This window comes from Wenzhouxiangella limi (assembly GCF_010499265.1).
Taxonomy (GTDB): Bacteria; Pseudomonadota; Gammaproteobacteria; order Xanthomonadales; family Wenzhouxiangellaceae; genus Wenzhouxiangella; species Wenzhouxiangella limi.
Map to the genome: position 1 here is coordinate 62501 of NZ_JAAGSC010000023.1, position 19743 is coordinate 82243.

Below are 19743 nucleotides of genomic sequence, written 5' to 3' on the forward strand. Positions count from 1 at the left end.
TCCTCGCCGGCCAGAAAGCGCATGACCCGCGCGTCGACGTCGGTACTCGATCCCTTTTTCCAGATGTAGTCAGACATAAGCGGCGCGTTCATCTGCGGTTTTCAATCGAATCCCGGTCAGTTCATCGAGCCCCAGCGCCAGGTTGATGTTCTGCAGGGCCTGGCTGGCCGCACCCTTGAGCAGATTGTCCAATACGGCCACGAAAGTCACCCGATACGGCTGGCGCGGATCGATCGCAAAACCGCCGACCCGGAGCCCGGGACGACCGGCAATCTCGCGAATCTCCGGGATCTCGGGCGTGACCTCGATCAGGGGGGCATCGCGATAGGCCTCTCGATACAACTCCAGCAGCCGGGAAGCGTCCAGCTCCTCGGAGAGGTTCACCGTCAGGGTCAGCGAGATACCCCGGAAGAACGAAGCCACGTGCGGGTGGAAGCGTACCGGCCGGCCCAGATGCGTCGAGATTTCGCGCTCATGCAAATGGCCTGTCAGACTGTAAGGAATCAGGTTGTCAGCCAGGCGCTCGGGGTCGTTGCGCGGTGACGGCGTCCTGCCCGCCCCGCTGTAGCCTGAAACCCCGAAAATCACCGGCGGGCGCGTCAGGTATTCACGAATCGGCAGCAGGGCGAACTGGGCGCCGGTGGCGTAGCACCCGGGATTGGCAATCCGCCGCGCGCCGGCGATTGCCTGCCGGTTCCACTCGCTCAAGCCGTACGCCCATCCAGGGTCGAAGCGGTAGTCGGCACCCAGATCAATAATGAGAGCCTCCGGGTTCGTCGCATCAATCGCCCGCACCCACGGTTCGCTGGCACCATTCGGAAGCGCCAGGACCCATACCCGGGCATCGACGGCCGCCACCCCGTCGGGCGCCAGAGCCTCCAGGCGAGTATCGGGATCAGGCCAGTCAGGATCGATCTCGCGCAGGGGCTGACCCGCCTGCGCGCTCGACGACGCCAGCGCCAACTCGAGATCGGGGTGGCGAGACAACAGCGGCAAGAAACTTGCGCCGGCATATCCCCGGCCCCCAATCAGCGCGACACGTTTACGACTCAAAGCCATCCTCCTCCCAGCCGGAATCCCGGCTGTGTGCATCTTCAACCAGGCGTTCGAGCAGGCCAAAATCATCGACTCCGATGACATGCACGATCCACTCGCCGCGGCGGAAACTGGCGTGGGCCTGCTGTAGATACCAACCAGCGATGGGATTGCCGGCGCGCGAGCGCCAGTACATGCGGGGACAGCGAGCACGCAGAATCTGCCAGAGGGCGGCGGCCAGACCCTCGCCCTGGGCTTCCGGCGTCACCACGAACTTGTCCAGGTACGGAATCCCGTCCACCCCGCGGGCAATCAGCGCGGCGGCACGCCCCGACTCGGCCAGCAGGATGCCCTGCAGCTCTCGGCCATGCCGCCAGTCGGGCCGGAGCCGGCGACCGAAGCTGTCTTCGAGCATGGATTCCAGCGCAGCCGCGCGCTCTCCGGGGATAACATCGAACCAGTCGATGCGTTCGCCGCGACGAATCAGCGTACCGGCACCGGTATGGGTAAACAGCTCCCGGGTCAGCTTCGACGCAGAGGTAATCGATACCGACGTCTCCGGCGGCAGCCGCTCGAGCATGTCCTTGATCTGGGCCAGCTTGAGCTGCATTCCCGAGTGCACCCAGTCCTGGGCGATGAGATGCTCGTAGTCACCGCTGATCGAAATGGCCGAGATGATCCGACCGTTCTGATCCAGCAGGCCACCGGTGCCGGTCAGGAAGATCACCTTGTAGGGACGGACCGTCCAGACCAGCTCGCGCGTGGCGATATCGGCATTGATGTTCATGACCTGCCCGCCGGGCGACTCCCCCAGACAGGCGACCACCGGCAGCGCGCCGGCGCCCACGGCCGAACGAACGGGGTCCAGTTCAACGCTGTCGATCTGACCCACCAGGCCCAGGTTTTCCGGATCCGCCAGGCGGGCGTTGAAGACGCCGTGCAGAATACCGCGGGCGCGCACGCCGCGCGCTTCCAGGGCATCGACCAGGGTCGCGTTGGCGCGATAAATCACCGGCCGGGCCACCGCCATGACGGCCTCGGTGGTCACCCGAAGCCCATCGTGCTTGCGGACGGGCACGCCGGCCTCGGCCATGGCCTCATCCAGTTGAGGGCCGGCGCCGTGCAAAACGATGGGCGTCAAACCGAGCCGGTGCAGGAAAGCCAGGGCCGCGGCCAGTTCGTCGATGTCTTCTTGCAAAACCGCGCCGCCGACCTTGACCACGGCGAAGCGCGACTCCTCGATGCGCGAGAACTGCTTGAGGTACTGGCGAGCCTCGCGGCTGGATCCCAGTTGACCCAGCAGTTCGATGACGGTGCGGCGAACCTCAGCCATCTTGAGCCACGATTCGCTGGTACAGCGCAGCGGCGGTTTCCAATTGCGCGACCGCGACCCACTCATCCACGGCATGGGCCTGTGCAATATCGCCAGGCCCCAGCACCAGCGCCGGAATAGCGGCGTCGGAAAACAGCGACGCCTCGGTCCAGAACCCGACCGGCTCGCCGATGGGCAGATCGTGACGACCGCAGAATTCGCGCGCTGCCCGATCATCCTGGCCCGCGGCCGGCAGCGGGGGGCCGGAAAAGGGGATTTCCCAATCGGCCCAGTGCCCGGCGCCTGCCAGGTTCCGCAAGGCGGCAAACAACGCATCGTTGGACTGCCCCGGCCCCATCCGGGCAGAGTAATGCAGGCGGGCATCGCCGGCGATCACGTTCGATTTCGTGCCGCCGTTGAACAGCCCCAGGTTGAAGCAGGTTGGGCGGCCGGCGGCCGCTTCAGCGGCGCAGTAATCCAGCGCCGCGCCCGTCCAGCGCGCGGCGCGATGGTTGGCGTTATCGTCCAGCGCGCGGGGTTCCGAAGAGTGACCCATCACACCGCGAAAATGACCCTTGACCGACAGGAAACCGCGGTGCGCGAGCACCGCCCGACAGTTGGTTGGCTCACAGACCACCACCTGGTCGAAATCACGGTGCTCGGGGGTTTGTAAAAACTTGCGGACGCAGCAGCTGCCCGCGCCTTCCTCGTCGCTGGACAGCAGAATGGCCATCGGCTGATCGGTCTGCTCGGCCACAGTCAAAAGGCCCGCGGCAGCCCCCTTGATGTCGCATACGCCGCGGCCGTAGGCCTTGCCGCCTTCAACGCTCAACTCCAGGGGCGGACGGGTCCAGCCTTCGCCGACCGGCACCGTGTCAAGGTGACAATTGAACAGGATGCGAGCATCACCACGCTGGGCGAACAAGTTGACGTGGCCGTCACCGAAATCAACCAGAGAGATTTCGAAACCGGCTTGCTCAAGTACTCCGCCGGCATATCCGAACATTGTGCTTTCAGCCGTGATCTGCCGCGGCGGATTCTGGCTGTCGCAGGCGATCAGCGGCCCCAGGTGCTCCAGTAAACGGGCCAGGCTCATGAGATGTCGCCGGACGCGTCCACTACTTGCGCACGCGAGCCGCCAGAGTGGAACTCTGGCCGATCAGCTTGACGAACCCTTGGGCCTCTTCCGGCGTCCAGTCGGCCGACTGGGCGTAGACGGCCTCCGGGTCCCGAAGCAGGTAGCGCGAGCCCACCGAGACGGCCTCCGCGCTGCCGCCGTCGCTGGCCAGTCGGACCACGCCGGTCACGTATCGATTGGCGCTTTCCAGGTAGGCCTCCAGATCGGCTTTGTGCGGCTCGAAGAAAAACCCGGTGTAGACCAGCTCGGCCCAACGCTGGGCCACGGCCAGCTGGAACTGGTTCTGCAGCCGGGTGTTGACCGCCTCGCGCAAGGCACGCTGGGCGATCATCAGGCCGTCGACGCCGGGGCACTCAAACACGATCCGCCCCTTGAGCCCGATCGAAACATCGCCGGTATAAACGTGTCGACCGATACCGTAGACCCCGAGCCGCTCGTTCAGCCGCTTGAGAATCTCCGGCCCGGGCAGCGGATCACCGTCCAGGCTCACGGCGCGACCGTGCTCAAAGCCGATGGTCAGGGCCAGGGCCGCGCTCGGCCACTCAGCCCGAGGACGGCACAGCACCCGGGTATCGTCGCCAGGCACGCCGAACTCATCGATCTCCTGACCCGAAAGCGTTATCCCCAGCAGGTTTTCGTTGATCGAGTAGCGGCTATTGGAGGCCGGCACATCGATGCCGGCCTTGTTCATCAACTCCAGCTCATGGGCCCGCACGTTGGACGTTTCGCGCTGCAGATCACGAATCGGTGCGTGAATGTCGTAATCGCCGAGCGAGCGCACGCTCTGGTCGAAGCGCAGTTGGTCGTTGCCCATGCCGGTGCAGCCGTGGGCAAAATGGCGCGTGCCCAGCGCATCGGCCAGGGCCAGGCACTGCTGGACGATGACGTAGCGATCCGAGCACAGCATGGGATATTGCTCGAGCATGCGCGCGCCCGACCATAGCAGCGGCACCACGAACTGATCCCACAGCGGCTGGGCGGCGTCGAGCTCGTGGTGCTCGGCGGCGCCAAGGTCCCGCGCACGCGCAGCGATCCAGGCTTTCTGATCGGGGACGATACCGCCGGTATCGACGAAGGCGGTGTGGACCTCGAAGCCCTGCTCTTTCAGGGCCAGCACGCAATAGCTGGTGTCCAGGCCGCCGGAAAAGGCAAGTACGACTTTGTCACTCATCTTGTTCAGGCTTCATCCATCAATTTAAGCATCAGCGCTTTTTGCACGTGCAGCCGGTTTTCGGCCTCGTCCAGCGCCACGCAGTAATCGGCGTCCATAACCTCATCGCTGGCCTTGATGTTGCGCCGCAGCGGCAGACAGTGACTGAAGCGGGCACCGTTGGTCAGCGCCATTTTCGCACCATCGACCATGAAATGCCGGAAGGAGGCCCGGAGCGAAGATTCTTCGTCGGGCCGACCATAGAAAGGCAACGCGCCCCAGCTTTTGGCATAGACGAATTCAGCGCCCGTGTAGGCCTCCTCGATATCGCTCGTCACGCGCAGCGACCCACCGGCGGTTTCGGCCTGGCGCTGGCCGGCATCCATGAACTGCTCATCGAGCAGATACGCCGGTTCCGGAATCAGCAGGGTAATGTCCATCCCGAACTTGCTGGCAATCAGCAGCGCGGAATTGGCCACGGCGGTGTTGAGCGGGCGCGGGTGCCAGGTCCAGGTCAGCACGAACTTCCGCCCATCGGGTTGGCCCAGGTGGTCCTGGAGGGTCCGCATCAGGGCCAATTCCTGGCAGGGATGGACGATGGTCTCCATGTTGATGACCGGCACCGAAGCATGTTCGGCCAGGGCCTTGATCACCCGGTCCTGGCGATCGACCGACCAGTCCTTGAACAGCGGGAAGGCGCGCAGGCCGATGGCGTCGCAGTAACGCGACAGCACGCCGGCGACCTCGGTGATGTGCTCCTCGGCATCCCCGTCCATGACCACGCCAGGCTCGAACTCGATGCCCCAGGCCGCCTTGCCCGGCTCCAGCACCACCGCATGCGCGCCAAGCTGGAAGGCGCCGATCTCGAACGAGGAGCGGGTGCGCAGGCTGGGGTTGAGAAACAGCAGCGCCACCGCCTTGCCGGCCAGGCGATGGTTGACCGGCTCGCGCCTGAGCTCTGCGGCGCTGTCGAGCAGGCCCTGCAGTTCCTCGCGCGACCAGTCCAGGGTGGTCAGAAAGTGGCGCATGGGTCAAGACTCCTTAAAAAGGCAACGGGCCCCGGCAAGATAGCAAACAACGCGGCCAGCCGCGCCGGCTATCCGGACTTGATTCATAATGACGGATTCACAGAAAGAGGAAATACGCCATGGGTATGGAAATTGCCGGTCTTCTTGGACTGATCTGGCTGATCATCGTCATCTGGGCCATCATCAAGACCGCGCAGAGTCGGGTCGGCGCCGTGCCGAAAGTGCTGTGGATCCTGATTCTGCTGTTTTTCCCGCTGGTGGGCCTGATCGTCTGGCTGTTTTTGGGTCCCAAGGGCTGAGCGGTTGACGAGATCCCTCAGCGCAGCCTGAGGCGCACGATTCGGCGTTTCCCGACCTGAACGACGCCCTCAAAACCGGCCGCCAGCGTCAGGCTGCGGTCTTCGATGCGCTCGCCGTCGATCTTGACCGCGCCCTGCTGGATCATGCGGAAGGCCTCGGAGTTCGAGGCGGTCAGGCCGCAGGCGGTCAGGGCCGCCGCAATGCCCAGGCCCTCGGCGCCCGCCGGTAAAGTCTTTTCGGGCATATCCTCGGGCAGCGCGCCCTGGCGGAAGCGGGCGATGAACGACTGGCGCGCGCGCTCGCCGGCGCCGGCGCCGTGGAAGCGGTCGACCAGCTCAAGCCCCAGCTCGAACTTGACGTCGCGCGGGTTGCGACCCTCGGCCACCGCTTGCTTCAAACCCTCCAGTTCCGGGGTCGGGCGAAAGCTCAACAGCTCGAAGTAGCGCCACATCAGATCATCGGAAATGCTCATCAGCTTGCCGAACATGTCGTCCGGCGCGTCGGTGATGCCGATGTAGTTGTCCAGCGACTTCGACATCTTCTGGATACCGTCGGTGCCTTCCAGCAGCGGCCAGGTGATGATGACCTGCGGCTTCTGGTTTTCCTGGGCCTGGAGCTGGCGCCCGACCAGCAGGTTGAACTTCTGGTCGGTGCCACCCATCTCGACATCGGCCTTCAGTGCCACCGAATCGTAGCCCTGCACCAGCGGGTAGAGAAATTCGTGGACCGCGATCGGCTGACCGCTTTTGTAGCGCTTTTCGAAGTCATCGCGCTCGAGCATGCGGGCGACGGTGTAGCGCGATGAAAGCCGGATCATGTCGGCGGCGTTCATCTCGCCGAACCACTCGGAGTTGAAGCGGACTTCGGTGGCCGAGCGGTCGAGGATCTTGAAGACCTGCTCGGCGTAGGTTTTGGCGTTGGCGCGGATATCGGACTCGCTCAACGGCTTTCGAGTGACGTTCTTGCCGGTCGGGTCGCCAATCATGCCGGTGAAGTCACCGATCAGAAAGATCGCCACATGCCCGGCGTCCTGAAAGCGGCGCATGGCGTTGATGATGACGGTGTGCCCGAGGTGCAGGTCCGGGGCCGTGGGGTCGAAACCGACCTTGACCCGCAGCGGTTCAGCGCCATCCAGGCGCTGCTTGAGCTCATCGATCTGGATGATTTCGGCCGCCCCTCGGGTCAGTTCCTGCAGCGTTTTCACGTCGATTACCAGCGTGTTGATCGAGATGTGAATGGGTCGGGCAGATTGACTTTCCACCCCGTAAATCGGTAATGTTAGCGGGTTTTTAAGCGCGAAAGCTCAGGCATGACGAGAAAATCCATGGCGCGACGCCGCGCCGGCAGCAGCGGGCAGGCATTGTCTTCGCGTTTGCGCAAGCATATCCAGCAGCTATCCGAGCGACTGGGTCCGGCGCGCGCGGCATTCGCCACCCACCCGCGCTGGTCGCTGGTCGCCGTCGGGCTGATCGCGCTGGGGATCGCACTGGTCATGAGCGACGCCGACGACGCAGACGCGCCGGACGCGGTCGCCGAGACCCTCGTGCTGCTTCCCAACCAGGTCCCGAATCCAGATGCTGGCGCACCGGCCGATCCTGGCCCCGAATTGCCGCCGCTCAGTCCGGCCGATCCGGCGGCCAGCAATGAGCCGGCCCCGGCCGAAGCGCCTGACGCACCGGCCGGCCGAGCCTGGCAGCTGGTCGAAGTCAAGCCCGGGCAGACCCTGGAGCGCATCTTTCGCGACCTGGGCCTGAGCGCCCGTCAACTGCACGACGTCGTCCAATTGAATGAGCACACCCGGCAACTCGCGAGCATCCGCCCGGGCGATGTATTCGGCTTTGATCTCGATCCTGAACAGGGTTTTCTCGCCCTGCGCGCCGACTTCGACGAAGACCGCTGGCTGATCGTTGAGCAGGGCGAAGACGGTCTGGGCTCGCGATTCGAGAATCGGGCGATGGATTCGCGCATCGTCGAGGCCAGCGGCATCATTTCGTCCTCGCTGTTCAACGCGGCCAAGGCCTCGGGACTGTCGGACAACATGACCCTGCGTCTGGCCAACATCTTCGGCTGGGACATCGACTTCGCGCTCGACATCCGCTCCGGCGACCGCTTCGCCCTGATCTATGAAGAAATCTGGCGCGACGGGGAATACCTGCGCGACGGCCCCATCCTGGCCGCCCGCTTCGTCAACCAGGGCGATGCTTTCGAGGCCATTCGCTTCGACGCCGGCAAGGGACCGGACTACTTCGCCCCCGATGGTCGACCCATGCGCAAGGCCTTCCTGCGCGCGCCGCTGAACTTCACCCGGGTGACGTCCAACTTCAACCCGCGCCGCTTCCACCCGATCACCCGGCGGGTTCGACCCCACAACGGCACCGACTACGGCGCGCCCACCGGCACCCCGGTGTGGGCGGCCGGCGACGGCCGGGTGATCCGCTCGGCCTACAACAACGCCAACGGCCACTACGTCTTCGTTCAGCACGGCAACAACATCATCACCCGCTACCTCCACCTGCACCGGCGCAGCGTCAACGTGGGCGACCGGGTTCGCCAGGGCGAGACCATCGGCACGGTGGGCATGAGCGGCATGGCCACCGGGCCGCACCTGCACTACGAGTTTCTGGTCAACGGCGCCCATCGCGACCCGCGCACCGTCGACCTGCCCCCCGCCGAGCCGCTGCCGCCGACGCTGATGGACGACTTCCGTCGCACCGGTGAGCCGCTGCTGGCCAAGCTCGAGGAACTGCAGGGTCCGGCAGTTCTGCTGGCCCAGCGCGAAGACGAGCGCTGCGAGCAAGCCGATACCGACTGCTAGCGGGCCGCCCGTGGCCGAGCGCTATATTGGCCTGATTTCGGGCACCAGCATGGACGGCATCGATGCCGTGCTGACCGATTTCGAGCCCAAGCCGCCTCGGGTCCTGGCCCAGCATGCCGCGCAATTTGACGCCCCCGTCCGGGCCGAACTGGATGCACTGCGGCGAGATCCGACGCGCTTTCCCGCGCTCAGGCTGGCCCGCCTGGACGCCGTTCTGGGCGACGCTTTTGCTGCCGCGGCGCGAAAGGTGATGGACCGGGCCGGCCTGCACGCAGCCGACATTCGCGCCATCGGCTCGCACGGCCAGACCGTGCTGCACGACCCCGACCATCAGCCGCCGACTACGCTGCAAATCGGCGACCCGCACCGGATCGCCGCGCAAACCGGTGTCCTCACCGTTGCCGACTTCCGGCGCGCCGATCTGGCCGCCGGCGGCCAGGGCGCGCCGCTGGCACCGCTGCTGCATCGGGCATTGCTGGCCAGTTCCGAGGAAAACCGCGCGGTGGTCAACCTGGGCGGCATCGCCAACGTCAGCATCCTGCCGGTTTCAGGCCAGGTGACGGGGTTTGATACCGGTCCCGCCAACTGCCTGCTCGACCACTGGTATCGCGCCAACCGCAACGGGCGCTTTGATGATGCCGGCGCCTGGGCGGCGTCCGGCCGGCCCGACCCGGAGTGGCTTTCGCAACTGCTCACCGATCAATACTTCGGTCGATCCGCGCCCAAAAGCACCGGTATCGAGTATTTCAGTCCCGGCTGGCTCGGAGCACGCCTGCCCTCCTGGGCCCCGGAACGACCGGCCGATATCCAGGCCACGCTGCTGGAACTCTCGGCCCAAAGCATCGCCCTGGCGCTGGCCAGACTGCCTGAAGATCAACGGCCCGTCCAGGTCATTGCCTGCGGCGGCGGTGTTCACAACAAGCTGTTGATGAAGCGCCTGGGCGAACTGCTCGATCCCGCCCAGCTGCGATCCAGCGCCGAGTTCGGTCTGGACCCCGATCAGGTCGAAGCCCTGCTGTTCGCGTGGCTGTCGCGAGAACGACTGGCGTCAAGACCGATCAGAACCGAGGCGATCACCGGCGCTGCGCGAGCGGTGGTGGCGGGCGCAATTTTCACGCCTCCGTCGCCCTTGTCGGAACCGGCGCCTGAAAGCAGCGGTCTGAACGGCTGAATTCGCAACGGAATCGTCAGCGCATGCTTCCTTTCTCCAAATGGTTCGGACCGCCCGTGATCCTGCTCTTGCTGAGCGCCTGCGGAGGACAGGATCCAGAAACCGGGCCAGCGCCGCCGCCGGTGGCCGAGGACACCCCACAGGTACAACGCTCGGCGCCGGCCGAGGCCCCGCCCCAACCAGCAAGCCCGACCGATCCAGCGACGGATTCAGTCAGCGACGAGGATTCACTGCAACAGGCGCGGGCCGAGCGCGAGCGGCTGCGCGAGCGCGGGCGCCGGGTTCGGGAGCGTCTGCACTGGGACGAACAAGCGCTCACAGAGCAGCTTGGCCTTGACGCTGACCAGTTTCAAGCCCTTCAAAAGGCCCGGCAAACCCTTCTACAAGAGCGGGTGACCGTGCGAACCGGTCTGCTGGCACAACGCCAATTCCGGTCGCAGGCCGAAGCTGCTGGGGACACCGCCCGGCTCGAAGAAATCCAGGCCCAGGCGGGACAACTGCGGGCCCAGCTCAATGCCGCTGACCAAACCTGGCAGGAAGCGCTGTACTCGATCCTCGATGACGACCAACTGCAACGGCTCGCCGAGCAGCGCCCGGAACTGCTTGAGCCAGCACGCGATCGCTGAGCGATGCAATTGGCGGATCGCGGGGTCGCCCGGGGTTCAGCGTTGTTTAGAAAAACACCATGCAGCGCGTTTCCAGGCTTTCGCGCGGGGCCGCATCGGCGGGTGCGCGCGGATCCTTGCACGAGGAGTGCGGGGTAAAGCGCGTACGGCCATCGAGCGCTGAATCGTAGGTCTTAAACAGCAGGACTTCGCCGCGGTGCATGCGCGGGTAGTAGTACCAGCGCTGGTCTGGCTGGTACATCGCGACCTGCAGCTCGCCGATGCGGTCCGCTCCGCGCCGCTCCACCGCCACCAGATCGTCGCCGCGCACCGAGCGCGCGTCGCACAGCACCAGCGGGTGGTCGACGACCGGCTCGCCGATCGGCCGCCAGGCGTTGATGATGGCGAATCGCCTCTGCTTCAGACGCGGCACCTGGTCGGGCGAATCGCTGAAAAAATCCTCCAGTCGCCGCGGCCCGGACTCGTGGGTATAGTCGTTGTGGACGATGTTGGCGGGATCCCGGGTGCCGTGTTCGCGCTGTTTCGCGCTTGAGGAACTGCGCCGGGTGTCGTCAAATATCTCTACGCGCCGGGCGCCGGTCGCGCGCTTTATCAGCTCGATCAGTTCTGGGTGGTAGGTCGAGGACAGCGCCGCATCGTCATAAAAGTCGCTCACGGCGCTGTCGTGGGACAGCAGCTTGAACCCTTCACGATCAAGGTCGGTTGCCGGCAGTTGTTCGCGCGCGTTGTGAATTTCGACCGCGTGAGTACGATAGTTGCCCAGGTGCTCGGTCTGGTCACCGCCCCCCTTGGAAGGTACGTAGACCAGGGGGGCCGATAAGTCGGCGAGAAACTTCAACTCGGCGTTAAGCGGCTGTTGCGCAAACTGGCTCATCGCTTTGTCCTCAGGCTTTGCAAGGGTGTCGTCCTGACCGGCCGCTCACGGCAGCGGTGCATTCGAGTAATAGTGCCAGATGAAAATGGCCACAGCGCCACGATAGGGCCGCCAGGGCCGGGCCAGCGCGTCGGCGCGCTTGCGGTCCGGACGGGTCTTGAGGTTCTTGATCCGGTGCAGCCCGGCCTGGATGGCCAGGTCGTCGGCCGGCCAGACGTCGGGACGGCCGAGCGAAAACAGCAGGAACATCTCCGCACTCCAGCGCCCGAAGCCTTTGAGCCGGGTGATCTGCTCAACCACGGCATCATCCGGCAGGTCAGCCAGCGCGGTCGGAACCAGGCGGCCATCGAGAACCGCCTCGGACAGGCCGCGCGCGTAGCCGATCTTTTGTCGTGAAAGACCGAGCGCGCGCAGTTCGCTGTCGTTCATGGCCAGCACTCGCTGCGGGCGGAAGTCACCCGCCAGGGCCGCCTCGATCCGGCCAAAGATCGTGGCCGCTGCTTTCACCGACAGCTGTTGTCCGACGATGATCCTGAGAAAGTGCTCGTAGCTGGGATCGCCGCGCCGACGCTCGTCCGGGTAACCGACCTCCTCCAGCGCCTGGGCGATGTGATGATCCTCAAGCGCGATCTGATCGAGCGCCTGCTCGAGATGGGGCCGGGTCAATTGAAAGTTCAAAACGGCATCCGCTGACGGTTCACAGACAGCATATCGACTCCCGTCGGGCCCGTGCAGGCAGGGCGGGCAAGCCTGGCGCCGACTACCCTCCCGTCCTGGGCCTGGCGACCCAAACCACCGGCTTGACTTTTCATTGCCGGGCGGGGCCTTCACAATGGCAGGCCTGCGGCTTATCCAAAGACAGGAGCGCAATGTCTGAAAAAGTCAAAAATCGGGTTCTTTTCCAATCCAGGCGCTTAAGCGTCTACCTCGTGCGCTACTCGGCGGGCCACGCCATCGTGCCGCACGTGGACATGGTCGCCGAGGGCCGGCTGTACAAACTCAACTGCATACTCGTCAAGCCCCGGGCCGGCGGCGAATTCCACTGCGAGAAGACGATTTTCAACCTGTTCGGGCGGCTCGTCCTGTTCCGCCCCGACCTCTACCAGCACCAGGTTTCGCAGATCGAGCGCGGGAATCGCTGGTTGCTGAGTTTCGCGCTGAATCGCCCGTGATCCGGCGCCAAGCCATTTCCGGCCGGGGTTGTCTGGTTGATGCACACTCACGGCGCCTGTGCGCGGAAAGCAAGTACGCTTGTCTGAGGCGCGGAAGAGCGCCGCGCCGATCTCGACTATAGAGACGATCATCGTAGGCCATCCGGGACGATTCCGGGGTGAATCAATCTCGGATGCCGCATGACGATCATGACCCCACCGCCTTTTGTTCGCCCCCTGATACTGGCTACGCTTATGGCATTGCTCACCGCCTGTTCCGGCACTTCGATTCTGAACGTCCTGAACAACGCCGAAGGGTACCGCAGCCAGCACAATGTTGCTTACGGGGCGCACGAACGGCAGAAACTGGACATCTATCAACCTGCAGCGGAGACGGGGCAATGTGTGGTGATGTTCGTCTACGGCGGGAGCTGGGAGGAAGGCAGCAAGCAAGACTACGGCTTTGTCGGCGCGGCGTTGGCGCGGCGCGGCTATTCCGTGATCATTCCGGACTACCGTTTGTATCCACAGGTCACTTATCCCGTTTTCGTCGAGGATATCGCCCTGGCGTTGGCCAGTGCGCCGGTGCAGCAGCGGCTTCGGTCCCGTAAATTGGTGATGATGGGCCATTCGGCGGGAGCGATGATCGCGGGACTGGTGAGCTACAACCCCGACTACCTCCAGGCACGGGGTTTGTCTCGGGACATGATTGATGCCTACGTGACCCTGGCCGGGCCGCACGATTATTTTCTACCCACGGACAAGCACCGCTGGACGCGCATTTTTGGTGAAGACCAGGACCAACAGATCAAGGCTTTGACCGTCAATCATATCCACCCGGACAACCCGCCCACCCTGATCATCCATGCCAAAAATGACGAGACAGTCACCCCGAAGTCGGCGCACTCACTGGCCGAGAACCTGAGCCAGGCGGGCGTTCCCAGCACCAAGTTGATCTACGATAGCGGCGGCCACGTCGGCCTCGCCGCAGCCATGGGCCGCCCCCTGGGCTTTCTGGCGCCGACACTGGATGATGTGGATGCCTTTATGCAAGATATCTGTCGTCAAGATTGAGGAGCGAAAATCTCGGCGAGTCGGCCCCGATGGGACCGCCCGGAGATCCGATAGCCGAATGGCAGGGGTCCGAGCAATTTGAACGGTGTGCGCAAACTTCAGGTTGCCAGCGATCGCCGGCGCATCATCAGCCAGATCACCAGCAGCATCGCCGGAATCCCCAGCGCCGAGGCGTAGAAGAAAAAGAACACGTAGCCGGCCTGGTCGACGATCCAGCCCGAGGGCCCGCCGAGGAACTTGCCCGGCAGGGTCATCAGCGAGCTGAAAAGCGCGTACTGGGTAGCGGTGTAGCGGCGACTGACCAGGCCCGACATCCAGGCGATGAACACCGTGGCCGAGAAGCCGACGAAGAAGTTGTCGCCGGTAATCGTGATGGTCAGCGCCCACAGCACCGGCTGCATGGTCGCCAGCCAGGCGAAGGCGAGGTTGGTCAGCGCGATTCCGACCGCGCCGGCCAGCAGCATCGGCATCAGGCCAAAGCGCGCCACCATCACTCCGCCGACCAGTCCGCCGGAGATGGTCATGGCAACACCGAACAGTCCGCTGACGGCGCCGATCTGCGACAGCGAGTAGCCCAGATCCAAATACAGCGGGTTGGCCATCGCCGCCATCGACAAATCGCTGGCCTTGTACAGCCCGATCAGGGCCAGGATCGGCAGCGCCAGCCAGCCGAAGCGGCGCAGGAAATCGACGAAAGGCGCGACCACCGCGCCCAGAATCCAGGCGCCCATGTCGGCGGCAAAGCCGCGCAGGCGGGTGCGCTCGCGAAAGGCGATAACCAGCGGCTCTTTCTCGATGTCCAGCCGGTCGGGCGAGGACGGCTCCGGCGCCAGCGCCACGGCCAGCATGCCGACCACCACCAGCCCGGCCATGGCCAGGTAAGCCGCCGTCCAGCCCACCGCGTCGGCTAAAAACAGCGCGCCGGCGCCGGTCGCCAGCAGGGCCAGGCGATAGCCGAGCACGTAGGTGCCGGCCAGGGCTGCCTGGAACTCGACCGCATCGGACTCGATCCGAAAGGCATCGATGGTGATGTCTTGCGTCGCCGAGGCAAACGCCACCACCACCGCCAGCACGGCCAGCTGGGTCAGCTGGGTGAGCGGGTCGGTCAGGGCCATGCCGGCCAGGCCCAGCAGGATGATCGTCTGCGCGGCCAGCATCCAGCCGCGCCGCTGGCCCAGCCAAAGGGTGAGCAAAGGCAATCGAACGCGGTCGACCACGGGTGCCCACAGCACCTTGATCGAGTAGGTGATGCCGACCCAGGCGAAAAAGCCGATGGCCGTTCGCGATACGCCTTCGGAACGCAGCCAGGCGGTCAGCGTGGAAAAGACCAGCATGAACGGCAGCCCGGCCGAAAACCCGAGCAGCAGCATGCGCAGCACGGTCGGGCGGGTGTAGACCGCCCAGGCCTCGCGCCAGCTGCGACGCGGCGCGGATGGTTCAGTCGGCATAGTCGAGGATCAGCGGCGCATGATCGGAAAAGCGCCCCTCGACGTAGATCTCGGCCCCCCTGACGCGATCTTTAAGGCCCTGGCTGACCACGTGATAGTCGATCCGCCAGCCCACGTTCTTGTCCCAGGCCCGCCCGCGGTTGGACCACCAGGTGTAGCGGTCGGGGTTGGGATCGACCACCCGAAAAGCATCAACCATTCCGACGGGTCCGAACACCTCGTCCAGCCAGGCGCGCTCTTCGGGCAAAAAGCCGGAGTTCTTCTGGTTGGCTTTCCAGTTCTTTAAGTCGATTTCCTTGTGGGCGATGTTCCAGTCGCCGCAGATGACGTAGTCGCGCCCGTCGCCGGCCAGCTCGGCCAGCATCGGCTTGAAATGATCCATGCAGCGAACCTTGAACTGCTGGCGCTCATCCTTGGATGTACCTGAAGGCAGGTACAGGGAAATCACGCTCAAGTTGCCGAAATCGGCCCGAAGCCAGCGCCCTTCGCAGTCGAATTCGTCCCAGCCCAGGCCGTAGGTCACCTGGTCGGGCTGGACGCGCGAATACAGCGCCACGCCGGAATAGCCTTTTTTCTGAGCGTCGTGGTAGAAGCAGTGATACCCGGCCGGGAAGAACGCCCGGTCGAGCAGCTGCGGCAGCTGCGCCTTGGTTTCCTGGATGCAGACAAAGTCGGCGTTCTGGGTCGGCAGCCAGTCGAAAAAACCCTTGCGGGCGGCGGCGCGAATGCCGTTGGCGTTGAGGGAGATGATGCGCATTGATACGGTAGGGAATCGTCCAGACGCTATGGTAACGCCGCCTCGGCCGGGGTGAACGACCGGCAGATGCCCCGACCCCAGCGTTCACCGATGTCGCCATCGATCCGGAAAAGGGCAGCGCAGTCGTGGTAATACTGATCCCCGATCACTCCGAATAAAGGATTTCTGATGCCATTGAACTTTCGGGCAGGCCTTTGGCGATTGGCTGACCCGAAAATCAGCATCACTTCGGCAGCATCGATGGCCGTCGGTGCCGGGCTGGCTGTCGGCCACCCCGAATTTTCGTGGCGATGGCTGGTCGCGCTCGGCATCGCGATGTTTTGCATGGAGGTGGCAAAAAACGCCTGGGGCGAGATCTATGACTACGACTCGGGCACCGATCTGCGGGTCAAGGCTGCCGACCGCACCGAGTTTTCCGGAGGCAAACGGGTGTTGGTCGACGGCCTGCTTTCCAGGCAACAAACCGGGACTATTGCGGTTGGATTTACCTTGATCGGTCTGATGCTAGGCGCCTTGATGGTGTTCTTGCGCGAACCGGCGCTTTTCTGGATCGGGCTTGCTGGACTGCTTATTGGTTGGTCCTACCATGGTCCGCCGCTGCAGCTCGCCTACCGAGGTTTGGGAGAAATCGCCGTTGTGATTTGTTACGGGCCGCTCATCGCCATGGCTACCTACATGCTGATGACCGGTGCATTCGCAACCCAGGTGATCTGGCTTTCGTTGCCGCTCGGCGTGCTGATCGCGGCGTTTCTGTGGGTTAACCAATTTCCCGACTACGAAGCAGACCAGGCCAGCAACAAACGCAATCTTGTCGTCGTTCTCGGCAAGCTACGCGCGGCCGCTTTTTTGCCGATCATGTACGCCCTCGCCTTGTTCGCGCTGATCGTTCTGCCGTTGCTTTCCGATCTTCCGCGACTGATCTGGCTGGGCCTGCTGGCGCTTCCACCGGCCAGCTTCGCAAGCTACTGGACGATCAACGATCCGCACGCGTTCCATCGCCACAAGCCGGTCCAGGCCATGGCCTTGCTCACTTTTGTTGCCTACTCGCTCGGCACGAGCATCGGCGTCGCGCTCGGTTAATCGCGCGGTGTTTCCTTATGCAATCCGCCTGCGCCGGCTTTTGGATGTCTCGCTGAGCGGAATGGCTCTGCTGGTACTGTCTCCGGTTCTGCTGGCCCTCGCCCTGCTGGTGTGGTGGGCCAACGGACGACCAGTTCTGCATCGCGATACGCGGCTGGGCAAAGGCGAACAGCGCTTCGACCAACTCAAGTACCGCACGATGATCGAAGGCGCCGGCGACGATAGCAGCGTTGCGGCCGAAGACGACCGGCGCATCTTTCGCTGTGGACGCTGGCTCAGGCGCTGGCGACTCGATGAACTGGCCCAGTTGCTCAACGTGATCGTCGGCCAGATGAGTCTGGTGGGCCCAAGGCCCATCCAGCCAAACCAAGTCAACGCGCTGAGCGCACGCCAGCGCGAAATCTTGTTCTCGGTATCGCCGGGGCTGGTCGATCCGGTGGCGGCCGACTTTCTGGCCGAAGATGAGGTGCTAAGCGGACGCGACGAGGCCGAAAGGCTCTATCTGGACGTCATTCTGCCGGCAAAAGCGGCAGCCCAGGTTGCTTATATCCAAACCCGGACCTGGCTGACCGATGCCTACGCACTCGTGCGAATGCCGTTCATACTGTGGTCACCCCAACACCGCTGCCGCTCGGCGCAACGGCTGCGGCGTTTGCTGGCCGAGCAGTCAGGTTGAGCGATGCGACACATTTCGCAATCATTGGAACCGGACGACCCTCAGCCGCTAAAATGCAAGCCATGTTGGCTCCCTGGACACGACAATTTCTCGAGCTGGCGCTGGAACACCGGGCGCTGCGATTCGGGCAATTCACCCTCAAATCGGGGCGCATCAGCCCGTACTTCTTCAACGCCGGTGCCTTCTGTGACGGGCGCAGCCTGCATCTCCTGGCACAGTGTTACGCCGACGCCATTGTCGCCAGCGAGATCGAGTTCGACGTCGTATTCGGACCTGCCTACAAGGGCATTCCCTTAGCGGCAACGGTCGCCGATCAACTCTACCGCAGCCATGGCATCAATCCCGGTTTCGCCTACAATCGCAAGGAAGCCAAGGATCACGGCGAGGGCGGACTGACCGTCGGAGCCCCTTTGCGCGGTCGGGTACTGCTGGTCGATGACGTCATTTCTGCCGGCACCGCGATCGCCGAATCACTGGCGCTCATCCGGTCGGCCGGCGCGCAGCCGGTAGCCGTTGCCGTGGCGCTGGATCGACAGGAACGCGGCATCGATGCCCGCTCTGCCGTTCAGACACTTCGCGATGACGGACTGAAGATCATCCACCTGGCCAGCCTGAACGACCTGGTGGCCTGGCTGGAAGACCGCGACTCGGATACTGGGAGGCTGGGGCAAATGATCGAATACCGCAGGCAGTTCGGAGCCTGAATGCTCGCTTCATGCCGCACAACGCTCGCGCTCGGATTGCTTGCTCTGAGCCTGACGGCGCAGGCGCAGACGGTCTACCGCTGGACCGACGATGAAGGCCTGACCCATTACGGTCACGCCGTGCCGGCCGAATATCGCGCCCGCGGCTATGAACGCCTGGGTCCGGACGGCCGCGTGCTGGAGCGGATCGCGCCGGAGATGACGCCCGAAGAGCGCGCCGAGAAAGCGACCCGCGAGGCACTGCAGGCGCGACTTGAGCTGGAGCAGGAAAACGAGGCCGCTCGCGATCGCCTGCTGCGAGCGGCATACCGCAGCGAGCAGGACCTCCAGGAAAACCTCGACTGGCGTATTCACGGACTGGATACCCAGCAGACTGCGCTGGAAGCGTCTCTCGCCCATTCCCGCCAGCGCTTCGAAGACCTGGTCGCGCGCGCAGCTTCGCTGAATCGTCAGGATGAGAAGGTGCCCGACGAACTGGACGAGTCCATCGAAGCGGCCCGTGAGGAAATCCGGCGTCTCAACGACGCCATCCGTGACATCGAATCCCGCAAGGCCGAAACCCGCGCGCGTTTTGAGGCAGACCTTGAACGCTACCGGGCACTGACCCGCGATCCATCGCGATGAGCAGCGACGGGATGTTCACGCGCTGCCCGGCCTGCGAAGCCACTTACGAACTGCAGGTCCAGGAACTGGTCGAGGCCGCCGGTGTGGTTCGCTGCAGCAACTGCGGCAAAACCTTTAACTCGCTCGCCTTTCTGTTCGCGCAACGACCCGAACAAGACCGGTCGCCCCTGCGAGGTGGCGGCATGCCACCGCTGCTCGGTCACCGGGTTTTCCTGCAGCAAGAAATTCCCGGGCTGGATGACTCGCCAGTCCCACCGGCGAGGCCGAAACTGGCGTCCGATGGTGAAGACGAAGTTGTGCCCCCTGACGACTTCGCCGCTGCAAGCACTCCATCCCGGTCGGGCCCATGGGTAACCGCCGCCGCCGCTCTTTTGCTTGTGCTGGCGGCTCAATTGATCTGGCTGATCGATCTGCCGGCGCAACTATCGCCGGTCGAAAGCCAAGGCCCGATGGCGCCCCAGGACGCCATAACGCTGGTTGCGCGCGATCTTCATCCGCATCCATCGCTGGCAGATGCCGTCATCATCAGCGCTACCCTGCGCAACCGCATCGCCTCGTCGATCGCACTTCCGATCCTCGAGGTCAGGCTCTACGACACCAGCAACCAGGTGCTCGGCGCGCGACGCTTCAAGCCGGCCGAGTATCTGCCGGCGGCGCGCCGGGAAGACAGGCGGCTGCCGCCGGGACGGGACCTGCCGATCATTCTCGAAGTGCTGGTCACCGGGTCGATGCCGGCCGGCTTCGAATTTCGGTACTTGCGGGACACCTGAATCGGCGGCC

22 protein-coding genes (1 of these 22 running past the window's edge) are annotated in these 19743 nt (G+C 64.2%); 11 read left to right on the forward strand and 11 right to left on the reverse strand.

Annotation, left to right across the window (positions count from 1 at the left end):
- The 6 genes in view from argH to G3I74_RS00445 are tightly spaced (at most 22 nt apart) and all read right to left on the reverse strand, a layout consistent with a single transcriptional unit that may run on beyond the window.
- Window positions 1–77: the 5' end (the start) of an argininosuccinate lyase gene (gene argH, locus G3I74_RS00420; protein ID WP_164208869.1), read on the reverse strand. It extends 1234 nt beyond the left edge of the window; only the first 77 of its 1311 coding nucleotides appear in the window; the start codon lies at window positions 75–77; the stop codon falls past the left edge of the window.
- Window positions 70–1053, reverse strand: coding sequence for an N-acetyl-gamma-glutamyl-phosphate reductase (argC, locus tag G3I74_RS00425; protein WP_203594421.1), 984 nt, complete (start codon window positions 1051–1053; stop codon window positions 70–72). The genes argH and argC overlap by 8 nt, the downstream gene beginning before the upstream one ends.
- Window positions 1043–2368: an acetylglutamate kinase gene (locus tag G3I74_RS00430; protein WP_164208875.1), complete on the reverse strand. Its 1326-nt coding sequence runs from the start codon at window positions 2366–2368 to the stop codon at window positions 1043–1045. The genes argC and G3I74_RS00430 overlap by 11 nt, the downstream gene beginning before the upstream one ends.
- Window positions 2361–3443, reverse strand: a complete 1083-nt coding sequence (locus G3I74_RS00435; protein ID WP_164208878.1) for an acetylornithine deacetylase — start codon at window positions 3441–3443, stop codon at window positions 2361–2363. The genes G3I74_RS00430 and G3I74_RS00435 overlap by 8 nt, the downstream gene beginning before the upstream one ends.
- A 22-nt stretch (window positions 3444–3465) precedes the next feature.
- Window positions 3466–4656 (reverse strand): argininosuccinate synthase domain-containing protein, encoded by a 1191-nt coding sequence (locus G3I74_RS00440; RefSeq protein ID WP_164208881.1) that lies wholly within the window; start codon window positions 4654–4656, stop codon window positions 3466–3468.
- Window positions 4657–4661: 5 nt separating this feature from the next.
- Entirely contained in the window at window positions 4662–5663 is a 1002-nt protein-coding gene (locus G3I74_RS00445; protein WP_164208883.1) for an N-acetylornithine carbamoyltransferase, read from the reverse strand.
- A gap of 119 nt (window positions 5664–5782) precedes the next feature.
- On the opposite strand from G3I74_RS00445, the gene G3I74_RS00450 reads away from it, so the two are divergent.
- Complete coding sequence (locus G3I74_RS00450) at window positions 5783–5962, forward strand: PLDc N-terminal domain-containing protein (protein WP_164208887.1); 180 nt, start codon at window positions 5783–5785, stop codon at window positions 5960–5962.
- Between the two features lie 17 nt (window positions 5963–5979).
- Here G3I74_RS00450 and tyrS read toward each other — a convergent pair whose 3' ends face one another.
- A complete protein-coding gene (gene tyrS / locus G3I74_RS00455; RefSeq protein ID WP_164209330.1) occupies window positions 5980–7167 on the reverse strand; it encodes a tyrosine--tRNA ligase in 1188 nt (395 codons plus the stop codon).
- Window positions 7168–7287: 120 nt separating this feature from the next.
- Here tyrS and G3I74_RS00460 point away from each other — a divergent pair, with 120 nt between their 5' ends.
- The 3 genes from G3I74_RS00460 to G3I74_RS00470 are packed head-to-tail and all read left to right on the forward strand — an operon-like array spanning window position 7288 to window position 10575.
- Entirely contained in the window at window positions 7288–8778 is a 1491-nt protein-coding gene (locus G3I74_RS00460; RefSeq protein WP_164208890.1) for a peptidoglycan DD-metalloendopeptidase family protein, read from the forward strand.
- A gap of 10 nt (window positions 8779–8788) precedes the next feature.
- A complete protein-coding gene (locus G3I74_RS00465; protein ID WP_164208893.1) occupies window positions 8789–9949 on the forward strand; it encodes an anhydro-N-acetylmuramic acid kinase in 1161 nt (386 codons plus the stop codon).
- Between the two features lie 23 nt (window positions 9950–9972).
- Window positions 9973–10575: a hypothetical protein gene (locus G3I74_RS00470; RefSeq protein WP_164208896.1), complete on the forward strand. Its 603-nt coding sequence runs from the start codon at window positions 9973–9975 to the stop codon at window positions 10573–10575.
- Window positions 10576–10621: 46 nt separating this feature from the next.
- Here G3I74_RS00470 and G3I74_RS00475 read toward each other — a convergent pair whose 3' ends face one another.
- Together G3I74_RS00475 and G3I74_RS00480 are read right to left on the reverse strand one after the other, a co-directional pair.
- Window positions 10622–11449 carry a CmcJ/NvfI family oxidoreductase gene (locus G3I74_RS00475; RefSeq protein ID WP_203594422.1) on the reverse strand — a complete coding sequence of 276 codons (828 nt, stop codon included), beginning with the start codon at window positions 11447–11449 and terminating at the stop codon, window positions 10622–10624.
- A gap of 45 nt (window positions 11450–11494) precedes the next feature.
- Window positions 11495–12127, reverse strand: coding sequence for a DNA-3-methyladenine glycosylase family protein (locus tag G3I74_RS00480; RefSeq protein WP_203594423.1), 633 nt, complete (start codon window positions 12125–12127; stop codon window positions 11495–11497).
- Window positions 12128–12318: 191 nt separating this feature from the next.
- Between G3I74_RS00480 and G3I74_RS00485 the strand changes: the two genes are divergently transcribed.
- Together G3I74_RS00485 and G3I74_RS00490 are read left to right on the forward strand one after the other, a co-directional pair.
- Window positions 12319–12621 (forward strand): 2OG-Fe(II) oxygenase, encoded by a 303-nt coding sequence (locus G3I74_RS00485; RefSeq protein ID WP_164208899.1) that lies wholly within the window; start codon window positions 12319–12321, stop codon window positions 12619–12621.
- A 180-nt stretch (window positions 12622–12801) separates the two neighbouring features.
- The gene (locus G3I74_RS00490) at window positions 12802–13674 is read left to right on the forward strand and encodes an alpha/beta hydrolase (RefSeq protein ID WP_164208902.1); all 873 of its coding nucleotides are present in this window, start codon (window positions 12802–12804) and stop codon (window positions 13672–13674) included.
- Window positions 13675–13772: 98 nt separating this feature from the next.
- On the opposite strand, the gene G3I74_RS00495 is transcribed toward G3I74_RS00490, so the two are convergent.
- Together G3I74_RS00495 and G3I74_RS00500 are read right to left on the reverse strand one after the other, a co-directional pair.
- Window positions 13773–15122, reverse strand: coding sequence for an AmpG family muropeptide MFS transporter (locus tag G3I74_RS00495; RefSeq protein WP_164208905.1), 1350 nt, complete (start codon window positions 15120–15122; stop codon window positions 13773–13775).
- Entirely contained in the window at window positions 15112–15879 is a 768-nt protein-coding gene (locus G3I74_RS00500) for an exodeoxyribonuclease III (RefSeq protein WP_164208907.1), read from the reverse strand. Before G3I74_RS00500 ends, G3I74_RS00495 begins: the two co-directional genes overlap by 11 nt.
- 168 nt (window positions 15880–16047) lie before the next feature.
- On the opposite strand from G3I74_RS00500, the gene G3I74_RS00505 reads away from it, so the two are divergent.
- The 5 genes from G3I74_RS00505 (at window position 16048) to G3I74_RS00525 (ending at window position 19733) form a co-directional block, all read left to right on the forward strand.
- Entirely contained in the window at window positions 16048–16959 is a 912-nt protein-coding gene (locus tag G3I74_RS00505; RefSeq protein WP_164208910.1) for a prenyltransferase, read from the forward strand.
- A gap of 7 nt (window positions 16960–16966) precedes the next feature.
- A complete protein-coding gene (locus G3I74_RS00510) occupies window positions 16967–17635 on the forward strand; it encodes a sugar transferase (protein WP_338063028.1) in 669 nt (222 codons plus the stop codon).
- A gap of 62 nt (window positions 17636–17697) precedes the next feature.
- Window positions 17698–18339 (forward strand): orotate phosphoribosyltransferase, encoded by a 642-nt coding sequence (gene pyrE, locus G3I74_RS00515; protein WP_164208916.1) that lies wholly within the window; start codon window positions 17698–17700, stop codon window positions 18337–18339.
- Window positions 18340–18963: a DUF4124 domain-containing protein gene (locus tag G3I74_RS00520; RefSeq protein ID WP_164208920.1), complete on the forward strand. Its 624-nt coding sequence runs from the start codon at window positions 18340–18342 to the stop codon at window positions 18961–18963.
- Window positions 18960–19733, forward strand: a complete 774-nt coding sequence (locus G3I74_RS00525) for a zinc-ribbon and DUF3426 domain-containing protein (RefSeq protein WP_164208922.1) — start codon at window positions 18960–18962, stop codon at window positions 19731–19733. The genes G3I74_RS00520 and G3I74_RS00525 overlap by 4 nt, the downstream gene beginning before the upstream one ends.
- The last annotated feature ends 10 nt before the right edge of the window (window positions 19734–19743 follow it).